This is a genomic window from Streptomyces sp. NRRL F-5122 (genome assembly GCF_001507435.1).
Classification (GTDB): Bacteria; Actinomycetota; Actinomycetes; order Streptomycetales; family Streptomycetaceae; genus Streptomyces; species Streptomyces lannensis.
Genome location: NZ_LMWH01000239.1, coordinates 65011 through 79857, shown reverse-complemented (window position 1 = coordinate 79857; position 14847 = coordinate 65011). Strand labels below are relative to the sequence as shown.

Below are 14847 nucleotides of genomic sequence, written 5' to 3'. Positions count from 1 at the left end.
CTACGACACCCAGATGGCCGACCAACTCGACACCGCCATCGAACACAACGGCAAAGGCGACCTCACCACCCTCCTCCACGGCAACGACACCTGGACCGTCGTCGGCTAGGACGTCAGGGGATCAGGCGGGACATCAGGCGACTCACGAGGCCCGGGCCTTCAGTGCCCGAGCCTCGTCGTACGCCCGGCGGGCCTCCTCGACGTCGGACATCCGGTCCTGCGTCCACAGCGACAGGGCACGCACCTGCTCGGCGGCCTCACGCCCCAGATCGGTGAGGGAGTAGTCGACCCTCGGCGGGATCACCGGCTTGGCGTCGCGGTGGACCAGGCCGTCGCGTTCCAGGGTCTGGAGCGTCTGGGTGAGCATCTTCTCGCTGACGCGCGCCACCTTCCCGATCGCCCGCCGCAGCTCGCTGAAGCGGTGCGGCCGGTCCAGGAGCTCGATCAGCACCAGGACGCCCCAGCGGCTGGTGACATGTTCGAGCACGAGTCGATAGGGGCACCGCGCTGCATCGGTGTCGCCTCCGTCGGCGATCTCGCTACTTACCGTCATGCCAGTACCTTACTTGAAGGTGGGTACTTTCCATGGGTTAGTGCCCCTCCTAGGGTGAGTGCTACACGCACCCCACAAGGAGATCCGAACCATGAGCATCGTCGTCACCGGAGCCACCGGGCATCTCGGCCGTCATGTCGTCGAGCAGTTGCTGGAGAAGGTTCCGGCCGACCAGATCACCGCGGTCGTCCGTACCCCGGAGAAGGCCGCCGACCTCGCGGAGCGCGGCGTACGGATCGCGGTCGCCGACTACAACTTCCCCGAGACCTTCGACGGCCTCTTCTCCGCCGGGGACAAAGTGCTGCTCATCTCCGGCAACGAGGTCGACAGGGACCGCGTAGCCCAGCACAAGGTCGTCCTCGGGGCGGCCGAGGCGGCCGACGTGGCGCTTCTCGCCTACACCAGCGCGCCGGGCACCCTGACGGCCGCCCTCGCCGACGACCACCGGGCGACCGAGGAGGCCGTCCTCGCCTCCGGTGTGCCGTATGTACTGCTGCGCAACGGCTGGTACCACGAGAACTACACCGAGCAGCTCGCCCCCGTGCTGGAGCACGGTGCCGTCGTGCACGCCGCGGGTGAGGGCCGGCTCACCTCCGCCGGCCGCGCCGACTACGCAGCCGCCGCCGTCGCGGTGCTGACCGGCGAGGGGCACGAGAACAAGACGTACGAGCTGAGCGGCGACGAGGCATGGGGCTTCGCCGAGTTCGCGGCCGAGGTGGCCCGGCACTCCGGCAAGGAGATCGTCTACACCCCCGTCTCCGTCGAGGCCTACACCGGCATCCTCACCGGGGCCGGCCTGCCGGAACCCGTCGCCGCGATCTTCGCGGGTGTGGACGCGTCCATCGAGAAGGGCGAGCTGGCCATCCTCACCGGCGACCTTTCGCGGCTGACCGGCCGCCCGGCCATCACCATCGCCGAGTCGATCGCCGCCGCGCTCAAGGGCTGATCCCGCGTCCCCGGGCGCACGGACCCCGCCTGTCATGACCGTATAGCGATACGGGCATGACAGGCGGGGGCGCTCGCGCTACCTTCGTGGATGCTGCACGGAAGCAGTCGCGCGAGAAGGAGGGGCCCGTGGCCGAGAAGTCGAAGATCGACCAGCGGACAGGTCTGCTGAACGGCTTCGCGGCGTATGGGATGTGGGGACTCGTCCCTCTCTTCTGGCCGCTGCTGAAGCCCGCCGGAGCGATGGAGATCCTCGCCCACCGGATGGTCTGGTCCCTGGTCATCGTGATCGCCACGCTGCTGGTCATGCGGCGCTGGGCCTGGGCGGGTGAGCTGTTGCGCCGGCCGCGCAGGCTGGGGCTGGTGACGATAGCCGCGGCGGTCATCACCGTGAACTGGGGCGTCTACATCTGGGCCGTCAACAGCGGCCACGTCGTGGAGGCCTCGCTCGGCTACTTCATCAACCCGCTCGTCACCATCGCGATGGGCGTGCTGATCCTGAAGGAGCGGCTTCGGCCCGTCCAGTGGGCGGCGGTCGGGGTCGGCTTCGCCGCCGTCGTGGTCCTGACGGTCGGCTACGGTCAGCCGCCGTGGATCTCACTCTGCCTCGCCTTCTCCTTCGCCACGTACGGCCTGGTGAAGAAGAAGGTCAGCCTGGGCGGCATCGAGTCGCTGGCGGCGGAGACCGCCGTGCAGTTCGTGCCCGCGCTGGTGTATCTGCTGTGGCTCTCTTCGCACGGATCGACCTTCACTGCCCACGGCTCCGGACACGCGGCGCTGCTCGCCGCGACCGGCGTGGTCACCGCGCTGCCCCTCGTCTGCTTCGGCGCCGCCGCGATCCGCGTGCCGCTGTCCACCCTGGGACTGCTCCAGTACCTGGCGCCGGTCTTCCAGTTCCTGCTGGGCATCCTCTACTTCCACGAGGCGATGCCGCCCGAGCGCTGGGCCGGCTTCGCGCTGGTCTGGATCGCCCTGGTACTGCTGACCTGGGACGCGCTGCGCACGGCCCACCGGACGGCCCGCGCACTCAGGGCGGGGCTCGAGACATCCGGTGCGGTCGTGGCCACCGGGACGGTGGGCGCCACGCGCGGGGCGGACGACGTGGTGGCTGGTTCCGACCAGCCGGTGGAGGCCCGGCCGTAGACCGGGACCGTCCTGTCGTCGGCCTGCCGATGTGAGGGGGCCAGAGCCGTCAGCGGCTCTGGCCCCCTTCGGTTCACTGAGGGCGGGGCGGTTCGCCGGCGGCGGCGACACGGGCCCGTTCGGCGAGTCGGCCCATCCGGTTGCGGGCCTGTTCGAGCTGGTCGAGGTCGTCGGCGGCGGGCCCCTCGGAGGCGGCGAGTTCGCTCCAGACGGCGATCAGGTCACGGCCGAGATGCAGCCCCTGGATCGGGTCGCGGACGGCACGCCAGGCGGCGGCCGCGCTCTGCACGTTGCCGTACGCGCCCCGTGAGTCGCCCAGTCGGTGGCGGAGCCGGGCCAGCTCCAGCGAGAGATGGAAGGAACGCAGGACGTCGGTGGCCAGATAGGCGATGTAGGCGGTGAGTTCACGCAGGCGCAGAACGTCGGGATGGTCGTCGCCGAGACTCGCGGAGGCCTCGGCGACGGTCCGCTCGGCCAGGGCGGCGGCCTCTTCGATACGGCCCTGCTTGACCGCGGCGTTGATCCGGGCCATGGGCTCCGCGATCGGCCCGCCCGCACCGTCGGGCGGCACGGCCCCGGAGTCGGGGGCGAGCACCGCCTCGGCCATGGAGTCGAACTCCCGCACGGGGGGCTCCTTGGCCTCCTCCTCGACCTCGGAGACCGGAACGGTTTTCGGGGGCGGGGTGGGCTTCCAGTCGGGCGCGGAATAGGGGTCCGGTTCTGAATCCGCGTCCGTGGCGGGAGGGGCGAGCACCTCAGGGGTCTCCACGGACGAGGGAGCGGGGGCGGGCCAGGCGGGCGGGGGCGCGGCGGCGGACGACGGGGGTGCGCCGGTCGTCGCGCGCCGGGAGAGCGGCATCGGGGACGGCGGAGCCGGGGTGGCCTGCGACGAGGACGGCGCGACGGGCCCGGCAGGGATCACCGGCGGCGGGCCGAACGTCCCCGTGGGCGCGGAGACGGTGCCGGGGGCCTGCGGCGCTGGTGCCGGTTCCCGGCCGGTCGACGTCGGCCGGCCCCCGTCGGCGTCTTGCGCGGGCAGCACCTGAGCGGGCCCGGGCGTGACACTGATCAGCGCGGCGTCCTCGGGGACGGCCCGCAGGACGAAGGTGGAGACAGTGCCCCCGGGACGCCCCTGTGCGACGTCCCGGCCGGCCTCGTGGGACTCCGGTCGAGGAGCGGGGCCCTGTCCGGACGAGGGTGCTGCGGCCGGCGGCAGGGGGGCGGAGGGCGACGACCGGACAGACGAGGCGGCCGGCGCGGATGCAGGTCGGTCGGACGGGACAGGACCGGTGGCCCGCGCCATCGCAGGCGAAGCCGGGGCGGGCCGCGGACCGGCCATGGGGGCCGGCGGCGCGGCAGGCGAGGGTACCGGCCGATCGGGCGCGGCGGGCGCCGAGGCCCAGACCACCGACGCAGGAGCCGGGGCGGGCTGTGGAGCCGTGGCTGCCGGCGCCCTGGTCGCCGGGGGCGCCGCGGGCCGCGCCGTCGGCGTGGTCGGGGGCGTCGCGGGGACGGGCGGTGGCACCGACGGTGCGCTGGGGCTGGGGCCGGCGGGGCGTGCGGGGCGGGATCCCGTCGACTCCGGTGCGGCGCCCGGAAGGGACGTACCGGTCCCGACACCCGGCGACTGCACACCCGGCATACCCGGTCCACCAGGCACGCCCGCCGGAGGCGACGGACGCGATGCGGTCGGGGGTTGCGGTGCCGACGCCCCGCTCGGCTCGGGTAGCGCCCTCAGCGGGAACGTCGGAGCCGAGGCGCCCGGCGCGGGCTCCTCGGCATCCACCGGTCGCCTGCCGTGCGGGGGCTCGTCATGGCGCGGGGCCTGCGGCGCATCCGCCGTCCCGGCCGTGTCCATCCGCACCGGCTCCGCCGCGTACTCGCTCGACCCGTCCACGTAGACCCGGATCGCGACGACATAGCCGATCCGTTCGTCGTGGACCGTCGCGACGACGGGGCGGCCCGTGGCGAGGGCACGCCGGTGGAGGTGGTCCAGAACGACCTCCTGGGCCTCCTGGTCCGGCCCCACGGCCACCGGTGTCCCGCCCAGGGTCGTCTCCGCGCCGGGCGCCGCCGGCACCCGGACCTCGATCGGTGCCGTCCCGGTCTCGGCACCGCCCTCGGACGCGGCCCCCGAAGCGGAGCGCCCCCGCTTCTGATCGCGGCTGAGTCGAGTCATCATTCCCTCACTCGGGTCGGTCGGTGGAGGAAAGGGTGGCGGAGGCGGAGGAAGTCGTCGCTGTGTCCCCCACAAGGCGCTCACAGGCGCCCAGCGTACGCGGACCAGCCGTCGTGCGGGCGACGCCGTGCCCGGCCGCCCTCGCCGTTCCGGCGTCCCGCCGCTCAGCCGCGTCCCGGCCGGCGCCCCCGCTCGTCCGTCCCCCCGGCGTCCCGTCAACGGCCCTGCCCGCACCACCGGTTCGGCCCGGCACGGCCTTCTTCACGGCGATCCTGGCCCCGTTCGACATCGGCCCCCCAGGCCTCCGGCTCCGGACATGCGTACGGAGACGTACCTGCGCACCAGAGTCTGCCGTTCCCGTCCCCCCGCGCGCGTCACCGCAGCGTCACAAGCTCGTCCCAGGAACCGGTGGCCCGTTACCCGATGCGCGTACCGACGTGAGGATCGGGGTGCGGCGAGCGAACGAGGAGAGTGGCGATGCAAGGGATCGCACAACAGGGGCCTCGCGGGCCCGGGATCTGGCTTCGCGGGCCGGTGGCCGACAACGGGCCCTGGCCGGAGGGCGCCCAAGGCGTCGCAGGACCGAGGACGTTCGCCTGGATGGCCACCCACGGCGGCGCCGGCGCGTCCACCCTCGCCACCGTCTTCGGCGGTTTCGACGCGGGCCGCGACTGGCCACGCCCGGCGCAGGGTGAACCGTCCTCGGTGCTTCTGGTCGCCCGTACCCATGCGACGGGCCTGCGGGCCGCACTCGGGTTCCTCGACGTCTTCCGGCGCGGTGAGGCGCCGCCCGGCCTCGATCTCGACGCCGTCGTGCTGGTCGCGGACGCACCCGGCCGGCTGCCCCGCCCGCTCGGCCGGCACGTCACGGTGCTGGAGTCGCTGATCGACGTCTACCGCGTGCCATGGGTACCGGCCTGGCGCACCGGCGATCCGGACGGCGGACCGCCCCGCGGGTGCGAGCAACTGGCCCGGCTCACGGGTGTGTTCGCACCCTCCGGTGCCCGGCGGGAGCGGTGAGCATGCGGTGGGCCGTGCACGGGGAGCGGGCGTTGTACGACACGCCCTGGGTGCGGCTGCGCGCGCTGGAGGTGGAACAGCCCGACGGGGAACGCTGCGAGTACCACGTCGTCCGGCTGCGCGACGTCGCCGTCACCGCGGCCGTCGACGACGGGCAACGCGTGCTGATGATGTGGCGCCACCGCTTCGTCACCGGCACCTGGGCCTGGGAGCTGCCCATGGGGCTCGTCGAGGACGGTGAGGAGCCCGTCGCCCCGGCCGCGCGCGAGCTGGAGGAGGAGACGGGCCTGCGCGCGGGTTCGCTCAGGCCACTCATCCGCGCGGAGCCCGCGGCCGGGATCACCGACTCCCGGCACTTCGTCTTCCGTACGGACGACGCGGCGTACGTCGGCGACCCGTCGAGCGCAACGAGTCGGACCGCCTGGAGTGGATGGCGTTGTCCCAGGTGCACGCCATGATCGGGCGAGGGGAGATCGTCAGCAGCGCGACGCTGGTCGCGGTGATGGCCCTCCTGCTCGACGTCACCATGGACAGTTAGTGCGCTTGCATTTAATGTATATGCATGTAATGGCCCGTCAGGGCTCGGGTGTGCACCCAAGGGGGTCTCATGAGCCGGCGTTTCCTCTTCGTCCTCGGCAGCTCACGCAGCGGTGGCAACACGGAGCTGCTGGCGCGCCGCGCCGCCGAGCGCCTGCCCGCCGACGTCCCGCAGGAGTGGATCGGGATCGCGCGGCACCCCCTCCCCGACTTCGAGGACGTGCGACACGGCAGCGACCATCTCCGTCCCACCGAGGGCACCGCCGCCCTGCTGCTCGACGCCACACTCGCGGCGACGGACATCGTGATCGCGTCACCGCTGTACTGGTATTCGGTGTCCGCGCACACCAAGCGCTACCTGGACCACTGGTCGGGCTGGCTGCGGACGCCCGGCCTGGAGTTCAGGAAGGAGATGGCGGGGCGCGCTCTGTGGGGCGTCACCGCGCTCGCCCACGAGGAGCGGGAGGTAGCCGACCCCCTCGTCGGCACGCTCAACAACACGGCCGCCTACATGCGCATGCGGTTCGGCGGCGTACTCCTCGGCAACGGCAGCAGGCCCGGGGACGTGCTGAGGGACACCGAGGCCCTGGACCGTGCCGGGACGTTCTTCGCACAGGACGCCCCGCTCGCCCGCTTCCCGTACGAGACGGCGCTCGTGTGAGCCCTACGCGGTGATGTCCTTGGCGGTGAAGCGTGCCCACGCCGCCGAGCCGAAGACGGCCGCGTAGAGGGCCTGCAGGCCCAGGTTGCGGGTCAGGTCGTGCCAGTAGACCGGCTCGCGCATCAGGTCGGCGAAGGACAGCCAGTAGTGCGAGAAGAAGTACGGCTGCAGGGCGTGCAACTGCGGTATCTGATCAAGGATCTGGACCGTGATCAGCAGGCCGACCGTCGTCGCCATCGCCGCGATGCCGCTGTCGGTGAGGGTCGAGACGAACAGGCCGAGCGCCGCCACGCCCATCAGCGACACGGCGACGACCAGCGCGATCAGCAGGGCCCGGGCCAGACCTTCGGCGAAGCTGATGCGGGTGCCCGAGATCGTCGTCAGATCACCCAGCGGAAAGAGCAGGGCGCCCATCGCGAGCGCCGAGAGCGCGACGACCAGGGTGGCGACGACGCAGAAGGCCATCGTGGTCGCGTATTTGGTGAGCAGCAGCCGGGTGCGGCCGGCGGGCGCGACGAGGAGGTAGCGCAGCGTTCCGGAGTTCGCCTCGCCCGCGATCGCGTCCCCCGCGACCACCCCGACCGCCATCGGCAGGAAGAACGGCAGGGTGGCGGCGAGCGCCGTGAAGACCAGGAACAGGCCGTTGTTGGTGATCTGCGTGATGAACGCCGGGCCGCCCCCACCGCCCTGTCCGCCGGATCCGTCGCTCGTCTCGATCTTGACGGCGATCCCGACGAGAATCGGCACACCGGCCAGCACGGCGAGCAGGGCGAGCGTGCGCCAGCGCCGGAAGGTCGTCACCAGCTCACTGCGCAGCAGGCCGAAGGTCCACAGCGGACCCGGCCGCCGGGAGTCCGAGGCCCGCGCCACCGCGACCTGCTCACCCTGCGACATCGAAGCCCTCTCCCGTCAGCGCCACGAACGCGTCCTCCAGGGAGGCACGTTCCACTCCGAAGCCGCGGACGCGAACCCCGACGGCGACCAACGCGGCGTTCACCTCACCCAGTTCGCGGTCCGGAGGCTCGCCCGTCACTCTGCCGTCCTCCACCACCACGTCGGCCACACCCTGTTCCTTCAGGGCGCGGGCGGCGTCCGTCACGTCCGGAGTCGTCACGACGAGACGTCCGCGCGCTCCGGCGGCCAGGTCCGCCACCGCACCCTGTGTGATCAACCGTCCCTGGGCCATCACCGCGGCGTGCGTGCAGACCTGCTCGATCTCGTCGAGCAGATGGGAGGAGAGGAACACGGTCGTACCGTCGGACGCCAGTTCGCGCACCAGGGAGCGGATCTCGCGCATGCCCTGGGGGTCGAGGCCGTTGGTCGGCTCGTCCAGGACGAGGAGTCTGCGGGGCTGGAGCAGCGCGGCCGCCAGTCCCAGGCGCTGCTTCATGCCCAAGGAGTACGCCTTGGCCTTCTTGCCGCCCGCCGCGGTGAGGCCGACCCGGTCCAGCGCCGCCGCGACCCGCGCACGCCTGGTGCGCGGGTCGGCGGTGGGATCGGCGGAGTCGAGGCGCAGGAGGTTGTCGCGGCCGGAGAGGAAGCCGTACAGGGCCGGGCCCTCGATGAGGGCGCCGACCTGTGGGAGCACGGTGCGCGAGGCCCGCGGCATGGGCCGCCCCAGGACGCGCGCCGTGCCCGAGGTGGGCGCGATCAGGCCCATCAGCATGCGGATGGTGGTGGTCTTGCCGGAGCCGTTCGGTCCGAGGAAGCCGAAGACGCTCCCTGCCGGGACGGTCAGATCGAGCCCGTCGACGGCGAGCTGCCCGCCGCGGTAGCGCTTGGTGAGGGAGCGGGTGGCGATGACCGGGGCGTCCGGGTCGCCCGGCGCCGTCCCCGGCGCCGTCTCCGCCCCCGCTTCCGCGGCGGACAGCTCCTCCATGGGCTCTCCTGTTCGTACCGTCCGTGGGCGACTACTTGCCGGCGTCCGCCGCCTTGACCAGCGCGTCCTTGGTCACCGCGCCGACGTAGACCTTGCCGTCGTCCGTCATCAGGGCGTTGACCAGGCGGGTCGAGAAGACCGTGCCCGAGCCGAACTTGCCCTTCACCTGGTCGCCGAGGGAGCCCAGGAACCCGGCGGCAGCGCCGCCGTCGGACGCGGCGCCCGACGGCACCCCGCCCTTGCTGCCCGTGTCGAACACGGCGATCGCGTTCCAGCCCTCACCGATGGTCTTCGGCCCGGTGCCCTCGGCGCGCTCATCCATCCCCTTGGGCAGGGCCTTCTCCATGCCCTTGGGCTGCGCCTTCCCCTCGTGCCCCTTCATTTCGTCGCCCTGGGTGACCTTCGTGCCCTTGGGGGGCGTGAAGTCGAAGGTCGAAGCGGCCGGCCTGGCGAACGAGACCTCCGTGAAGCCCACGTCCACGACGGCCGCGCCGCCCGACGCCGGGGTCAGCGTGAACTTCAGCGGCATCCCGGTCCTGGCGTCCACCGCGATGCTGATCGCGCCGACCGTGGTGCCCGACTGCTTGGGCCTGATCAGCAGCTTGTAGGCGTCCCGGCCCGCGACCTGGGCCGTGCCGTCGACCGTCACCGAGGTGGTCTTGTCGCCGGCCTTCAGGGCCTCTTCCGCGAAGTCCTTCGGCGTGGCGGGCACGTCCTCAGGTGCCGACGTCGAACCGTGGCGGTCGCCCGCACCGGTCGCGTGGTACGCCTGGTTGGAGCCGCTGTCGTAGGCCCAGACGTCGTCGCCGTTGCGGATGACGCTGTACTCGGCGGCCTTCTCGATGAGCGAGAGCTTCTGCTTGTTGTCGCCGTCGGCCGCGACACGCAGCGTGTGCGTGCCGGAGGCCAGTTCGAGCAGCTTGGAGCTCGGATCTGCGGCCGAGCCGTCCTTGTCGCCCGCGCCCTGGGAGAGCGCACCGGAGGCGAGGCTGTCCTGCAGGCCGCCCAGGTTCGGCAGGCCGAGGTCCGTGCTGATCTTGACCGTGCCGGACATCTGCTGGACGTCCGACTCGGCGATCTTCTCGATGAGCTGCTGGGCGCTGATCTTGGGCAGGTCGGGGTCGCCGGAGCCGGCGAACGCCGGGACGAGCCCGATGGTCGCCGCCGCCACTCCCACCACCGCTGCGGGGACCACGTACCGTGCGGCCGTGCGCCGCCCGGCGCGTACGTCCTCGGCCTCCCCGGCGGGTGTGTTGTCGTCGGATTCGTACGGTGCCATGTCTGCCTAACCTCCGTCGTCGGCGGCCATCAACCGTCCGAGGCCTCTCCACCCGAGTTCTCGACTTCCCTCGAGCGGGGAGACGCCACCACCCCTTTGCCGCCATTCTCACCCGAACTCCTGTGAGGTGGTGTCTCCCATCTGACCAAATCGACCGGGGAGAAGCGTCAGCCCGCGGACTCAAGTCCGCGTAATCCTGGGGTATGACATGCCGGGGCGGCACCTGGCCCGACCCGTAGGGGTCGGACGAGGCGCCGCGTTTCCTGGATTCCCGGGTTGCCGGATCCGCGGATCGGTGCTGCACGAAGACGCAGTCCGCCCGTCGGGAGCACCTGCGATCGTCCCAGGGGCGCAGGAGCCCGCCGGTGTCGCACGCCGACCGCGTTCGGCCGCAGGATCTCGGCGGTGTCCGCGAGCAGTCCGTGGCGCCGCCCGGACCGGGTGGTCTTCGGGTCGAGTTCGGGGATGTTCCCGTCGCCGGCCGACGCCCCCCGTCGGCTTCCGGGCATGAATGCGGACCCGTTCCGAGCCTGGACGCGATCCAAGTTTGTGACTTGGATCACAACTTCCAAAGCGCCTGACAGGACGGTCGCGGATGTCCGGGCGCGTCACAGAAGGCCGGAACGACCTCCGGCGTCGGTCCGTCAGCCCGCCCGGTGCACCACGGCGTCGCACAGCTCGGTCAGCGCCGCCTTCGCGCCGCACTCCGGCAGCGGGGCCAAGGCCGAGCGGGCGTCCTCCGCGTAGCGGATCGTGTCGCGCCTGGCCTGCTCCAGGGCCGGGTGGACACGCAGGCGGGCGAGGGCCTCCGCGTGACGGACGTCGTCCGAGAGGTCCGAGTCCAGCAGCTCGCACAGGGCGATGTCCTCGGGCAGGCCCAGGCGCTCCACCCGCTCACGCAGGCGCAGGACCGGAAGGGTGGGGACGCCCTCCCGCAGGTCCGTCCCGGGCGTCTTCCCGGACTCGTGCGAGTCGGAGGCGATGTCCAGCACGTCGTCGGCCAGCTGGAACGCCACGCCGAGCCGCTCGCCGTACTGCGTCAGCACGTCCACGACCGTCTCGTCGGCGCCCGACATCATCGCCCCGAACCGGCAGGCCACCGCCACCAGTGAGCCCGTCTTGCCGCCGAGGACGTCGAGGTAGTGCTCCACCGGGTCGCGGCCGTCCCGCGGGCCGGCCGTCTCCAGGATCTGACCGGTGACCAGACGCTCGAAGGCCTCCGCCTGGATACGGACCGCCTCGGGGCCGAGATCGGCCAGGATGTGCGACGCCCTCGCGAAGAGGAAGTCACCGGTGAGGACCGCGACGGAGTTGCCCCAGCGGCTGTTGGCGCTGTCCACGCCGCGCCGCACCTCGGCCTCGTCCATCACGTCGTCGTGGTACAGCGTGGCGAGATGGGTCAGTTCCACGACCACGGCGGAGGGTACGACCCCGGGTGCGTACGGATCGCCGAACTGCGCCGAGAGCGTCACGAGCAACGGCCTGAAACGCTTCCCACCCGCGTGGACGAGATGCTGCGCCGCCTTCGTGATGAAGGGCACCTCGCTCTTGGTGGCCTCGAGCAACCCCTCCTCGACAGCCGCCAATCCGGCCTGGACATCGGCTTCCAGAGCCTGGTCCCGCACGCTCAGCCCGAACGGCCCGACGACGGTCACGTGGGGTCTCCTGTCTGCTGACGTCTGCTGACGATCACACGGTTGGTCTCAAGGACGGTCACTTCGTCGATGACGTTGTCTGCCGACGTGACTCATCGAGTTTGTCGATCTGTCGTTGCCATCACTCAAGTCAGCGTATCCGGTCACGTTTCGATCACTGCGAGCGCCCACAGTTCCAGGCCGGGCGGTATCGGATCACGAGCGGTATGTTCGTGATCAGGCGATACGAACATCCATTCATCCACATACCGGAAAAGCACCTCCCGCAGCAGGTACCGGCCCCTCATCTCCTCTCGTGTACCCCGGCGGACGCATCCCAGCGGACTCGGAGCCCCGGGTCGCGGGGCACCGGCCGCCGTCACCCGGGCGGGCGCAGACACGCGGGTGCCCTCCTCACGTCCCCGTAACCGCAACACGGACCGGTCCGCTGCGGACGTCGTCGAGGAGTCCGAGGCCATGCGCATGCACATCCGTACCTCCTTCCCTCACGAAACGACTCACGACGACTTCTGGATCCCGCTCCGGGACGGCACCCGCCTGTACGCACGCGCATGGCGCCCGCGGACCGAGGAGCCCGTTCCCGCCCTGCTCGAGTACCTCCCCTGCCGCCTCACCGACTCCACGGCCGCCCGCGACTGGCAGCGGCACCCGTGGTACGCGGGCCACGGTTATGTCTCCGTGCGCGTGGACGCGCGCGGACACGGCAACTCGGACGGCACTCCGACCGCCGCGCATGCGGCGACCGCCCTGTCCGACGGGGTCGAGGTGCTCGACTGGCTGGCCGCACAGCCCTGGTGCAACGGCAGCGTTGGGCTGTTCGGCGTCGGGCGGGGCGGGTTCGCCTCTCTGCGGCTCGCCGCCCTCGCACCGGCTCCGCTCGGGGCGGTCGTCGCGGTCTGCCCCACCGACGACCACCCCGGCAACGACGTGTACGACGTGGGTGGTTCCGTCCTGGCGGCGGGCCTGCCCGCCCGGTCGGCGGCACTGCTCGCCCTCGCGGCCCGTCCGCCCGACCCGACGTACGTGGGCACGGTGTGGCGGGACGTCTGGGCCCGGCGCCTGCAAGGGCTGGACCCGCTCGTGGACTCCTGGCCGGTGCAGCCGGAGCGCGGGGAGGCCCGGCAGCCCGACGGCGCTCCCGCGGACCATGAGGGGCTCCGGGCGCCGGTGCTCGCCGTGAGCGGCTGGTTCGACCCGTACCGGGACACCGTGCTCCGGATCCTGGAGCACCTCCCCTCCGATCGTGTCCGCGGCCTGATCGGGCCCTGGTCGCACCACTATCCGGACCACGGGCTGCCCGGACCGGCGATCGGCTTCCTCCAGGAGACGCTCCGCTGGTGGGACCACTGGCTCAAGGGCGAGGACACGGGGATCATGGCCGAGCCGCTGCTGCGGGCCTACATCACGGACCCGCACCCTCCGGCGACGAGCTACGACGTACTGCCGGGCCGTTGGGTCGGCGAGCCGTCCTGGCCGTCGCCGAACGTCAGCCGCATCTCGTACGCGCTCCAGGGCACCCCGGTGCTCGTACGGTCCCCGATGCACACCGGTCTCGACGCGGGCCGCTTCGTCCCGCGGGGGGACGACGCGGATCTGCCGCCCGACCAGCGTGAGGAGGACGCGAGATCGGCGTGCTTCGAGTTCGCGGCGACCGAGGAGACCTGGGTGCTGGGGCGGCCCCGGGTGCGGCTGCGGATCGCCTGTCCGGTGGAGCACGGCCAGGTGGTCGTCCGACTGTGCGACGTGGCGCCCGACGGGGCGTCGACGCTGGTCACCCGGGGCACCCTCAATCTGTCGGCGCGCCGGGGTCCCGGCCGGGCGGTCCCCTGGATCCCCGGCTCGGCCGAGGACGTGGAGTTCGAACTGAGCGGCATCGGCCACGCCTTCGGTGCCGGCCACCGCATCCGCCTCGCCGTCTCCTCCGCGTACTGGCCCTGGCTGTGGCCGCAGCCGGAGTCGGAGGCCGGCTTCGCGCTGCACCCGACGGGCAGCGCGCTCGAACTTCCCGTTCGTGCACCGGAGTCGGCAGCGGGCATCGCCTTCGAGGAGCCCGAGCAGTCCGCGCCGCTCGGTGTCAGCACCGCAGCCGTGCTCGACGAACCGCGTCCGGAGCGCCTGTCGGTGCGGGACATGGCCAAGGGCGAATGGCTCCTGGTGGTCGACCCGCACCGCAACGGCACCCAGGTGTATCCGGACGGCCTAGAAGTGACCGAGGACGCGCTGGAGGCATACACCGTCGAGGACGCGGATCCGTCGACCGCCCGCACCCGCTGCGACTGGTCGATCCGGCTGCACCGCCCGGAGCGGGGATGGGACGCGAGGGTGGAGGCCCACTCCGAGATCACCTGCACCGCCGCCGACTTCGTCACCTCGAACGAGATCGTCTGCAAGGACGGCTACGACGTGGTGTTCCACCGGACATGGCAGAGGCGGATCCCCCGCACGACGGGCTAGCCGCCGATCCATGCGTTCATCCCTTATGTAGGGAAATGCCCGACTTGCGCACTCGAGAACTTCGATCGAGTGGTCGAGGCCGACCCTGCCTCAAATCCGGACATATGGCCCGAAACGGCCCATCACACCCTTGGGCGGTCGGGGTGAAATGGGTCACTTGCCCCTTGTTGTGACCCTTCCGGTCACTCTCGCCAACGAGCCCTTCGTGACAAGCGAGTTACACCCGTTCCGGCAATGTGGATCAAACCCACTATTCCCGATTACCGGGGTCAATTGGGTCAGGAAGTGATTTCCAGGCTTGTTCCTGGCATGTGCGTTCGCATACCTTCCATTCGACCCGAGCGGAACGCCGAATCCTGCCGCCGCTCGAGAAGCCTTCGACCCCATAACGGCAGGAGCGGGGGACCCAAGTAGGTCGCCGAACCGGACATCGCACCGGAACGGCTCGGGGTGAAGCCGTGCCTCGGCAGCGAGGACACGGCCGGGCACCTCCCCGCCCGAACCCGACAGCTCACCTCGCAGGCGACGGAGAGGAATACAAC

At 71.7% G+C, this 14847-nt stretch carries 11 protein-coding genes, 2 pseudogenes and 1 riboswitch; of the genes and pseudogenes, 7 read left to right on the top strand and 6 right to left on the bottom strand.

Annotated elements, in window-relative coordinates; all coding sequences use genetic code 11:
* Nucleotides 1–109: pseudogene (locus ADL25_RS48290) on the top strand (2-oxoacid:ferredoxin oxidoreductase subunit beta); the annotation flags it as partial.
* A 33-nt stretch (nucleotides 110–142) separates the two neighbouring features.
* On the opposite strand, the gene ADL25_RS25915 reads toward ADL25_RS48290, so the two are convergent.
* The gene (locus tag ADL25_RS25915; protein ID WP_059130228.1) at nucleotides 143–553 is read right to left on the bottom strand and encodes a winged helix-turn-helix transcriptional regulator; all 411 of its coding nucleotides are present in this window, start codon (nucleotides 551–553) and stop codon (nucleotides 143–145) included.
* Nucleotides 554–644: 91 nt separating this feature from the next.
* Here ADL25_RS25915 and ADL25_RS25910 point away from each other — a divergent pair, with 91 nt between their 5' ends.
* On the top strand, nucleotides 645–1499 hold the full coding sequence (locus tag ADL25_RS25910) for an SDR family oxidoreductase (protein WP_059130227.1): 855 nt from the start codon (nucleotides 645–647) through the stop codon (nucleotides 1497–1499).
* Between the two features lie 128 nt (nucleotides 1500–1627).
* On the top strand, nucleotides 1628–2641 hold the full coding sequence (rarD, locus tag ADL25_RS25905; protein ID WP_079050574.1) for an EamA family transporter RarD: 1014 nt from the start codon (nucleotides 1628–1630) through the stop codon (nucleotides 2639–2641).
* Between the two features lie 73 nt (nucleotides 2642–2714).
* Here rarD and ADL25_RS45410 read toward each other — a convergent pair whose 3' ends face one another.
* The gene (locus ADL25_RS45410) at nucleotides 2715–4820 is read right to left on the bottom strand and encodes a tetratricopeptide repeat protein (RefSeq protein ID WP_063805751.1); all 2106 of its coding nucleotides are present in this window, start codon (nucleotides 4818–4820) and stop codon (nucleotides 2715–2717) included.
* Nucleotides 4821–5297: 477 nt separating this feature from the next.
* Between ADL25_RS45410 and ADL25_RS25885 the strand changes: the two genes are divergently transcribed.
* From ADL25_RS25885 to ADL25_RS25875, 3 genes and pseudogenes are all read left to right on the top strand, one after another.
* The gene (locus ADL25_RS25885; protein ID WP_059130223.1) at nucleotides 5298–5840 is read left to right on the top strand and encodes a hypothetical protein; all 543 of its coding nucleotides are present in this window, start codon (nucleotides 5298–5300) and stop codon (nucleotides 5838–5840) included.
* A 2-nt stretch (nucleotides 5841–5842) separates the two neighbouring features.
* Nucleotides 5843–6378 (top strand): annotated as a pseudogene (locus ADL25_RS25880) (NUDIX hydrolase).
* 69 nt (nucleotides 6379–6447) lie between these two features.
* Nucleotides 6448–7038 carry a flavodoxin family protein gene (locus tag ADL25_RS25875; protein ID WP_059130222.1) on the top strand — a complete coding sequence of 197 codons (591 nt, stop codon included), beginning with the start codon at nucleotides 6448–6450 and terminating at the stop codon, nucleotides 7036–7038.
* A gap of 3 nt (nucleotides 7039–7041) precedes the next feature.
* On the opposite strand, the gene ADL25_RS25870 is transcribed toward ADL25_RS25875, so the two are convergent.
* The 4 genes from ADL25_RS25870 to ADL25_RS25855 all read right to left on the bottom strand — a co-directional run bounded on the left by ADL25_RS25870 (nucleotide 7042) and on the right by ADL25_RS25855 (nucleotide 11851).
* Complete coding sequence (locus ADL25_RS25870; RefSeq protein WP_059130221.1) at nucleotides 7042–7932, bottom strand: ABC transporter permease; 891 nt, start codon at nucleotides 7930–7932, stop codon at nucleotides 7042–7044.
* On the bottom strand, nucleotides 7919–8917 hold the full coding sequence (locus tag ADL25_RS25865; RefSeq protein WP_059130220.1) for an ABC transporter ATP-binding protein: 999 nt from the start codon (nucleotides 8915–8917) through the stop codon (nucleotides 7919–7921). The genes ADL25_RS25870 and ADL25_RS25865 overlap by 14 nt, the downstream gene beginning before the upstream one ends.
* 31 nt (nucleotides 8918–8948) lie before the next feature.
* Complete coding sequence (locus tag ADL25_RS25860) at nucleotides 8949–10196, bottom strand: LolA family protein (RefSeq protein WP_059130219.1); 1248 nt, start codon at nucleotides 10194–10196, stop codon at nucleotides 8949–8951.
* 644 nt (nucleotides 10197–10840) lie between these two features.
* Nucleotides 10841–11851: a polyprenyl synthetase family protein gene (locus tag ADL25_RS25855; protein ID WP_059130218.1), complete on the bottom strand. Its 1011-nt coding sequence runs from the start codon at nucleotides 11849–11851 to the stop codon at nucleotides 10841–10843.
* 462 nt (nucleotides 11852–12313) lie between these two features.
* Between ADL25_RS25855 and ADL25_RS25850 the strand changes: the two genes are divergently transcribed.
* Nucleotides 12314–14305: a CocE/NonD family hydrolase gene (locus tag ADL25_RS25850; protein WP_059130233.1), complete on the top strand. Its 1992-nt coding sequence runs from the start codon at nucleotides 12314–12316 to the stop codon at nucleotides 14303–14305.
* Between the two features lie 337 nt (nucleotides 14306–14642).
* Nucleotides 14643–14843, top strand: a riboswitch (cyclic di-AMP (ydaO/yuaA leader).
* Nucleotides 14844–14847: the final 4 nt, after the last annotated feature.